General features: G+C 57.7%; 1 protein-coding gene. It reads right to left on the bottom strand.

What is annotated here, in order from left to right; translation table 11 throughout:
• Nucleotides 1–799 (bottom strand): hypothetical protein (locus tag NW829_RS12305; RefSeq protein ID WP_414417208.1); only part of this gene is annotated, 799 nt, incomplete at its 3' end.
• Nucleotides 800–840 lie beyond the last annotated feature (41 nt).

Raw genomic sequence — 840 nt, 5'->3', positions numbered from 1 at the left:
CCACCAACGCCACCGACTTGGCCAACAGGCCGGTTGGGTACTCGAAAAAGCGGGTCAGCACCACCAGGGTCAGCCCCAACAGTCCCTGCCAGAAACGTCCTCGCCGCCCTTGCTGTAGCCCTTCCCAGCAGAGCACTGCTGACAGCCCCAGCAACAGCAAGGTCACTATCCAGGGGGCAAAGAGGACCAAGGCTGCTCCTGCCGTCACGTTCAAAGGCACAGCGCTGCCGATCCCCAGCAAAAGCGCCAAGGCAACCAGAGAAATCAGAACAGCAGCATCCTTCAGCCAAGACGAAACGGGCTGGGATCTCTTCTCCTGCCAACCCTGCCACCAGCCCCAGCCCGTCAGCAGCAGCAACCCCACTGCCGACAAGCTCGCCCAGGGATCCCCAACGTTCCAGAGGGGATCCTCGGAAAGATCGACCCACGTCCCGACAAAGCTCCAGACATAGAGCAGGACACCCAACCCCAGCAGAGCCAAGTTCTGGGCCGTCGGGGCCAAATCCAAGCCTTGCTCCAGCTCGCCGGGAAGCTCTGGATCCCTTCCTTCAGTTAAAACCCGGCTTAGCCAAGGCTTATGGCGTTGGTGCCACAGACCCAACCCCCACACAACTGCAACACCAAGCAGATGCAAAAGGGTTAAACCTTGGAAAGAGCTGCCCAAACGCTCGGCTAACCCTTGCAACGCCAGGCCAAAGTTCACCACGGCCAGGGCAAAAACCCAGCGAGAGCAACACCAATAGGCCAGAGGAACCAGCAGGCCCAGGGTCAACCAAGGATAGAGGATGACTCTAGTCAATAATAAGCTCAACTATACTGAAAATAATGTATAATATGTTC

The organism is Synechococcus sp. R55.8, assembly GCF_047461895.1.
Taxonomy (GTDB): domain Bacteria; phylum Cyanobacteriota; class Cyanobacteriia; order Thermostichales; family Thermostichaceae; genus Thermostichus.
This window is presented reverse-complemented; position numbering and strand designations above follow the sequence as displayed.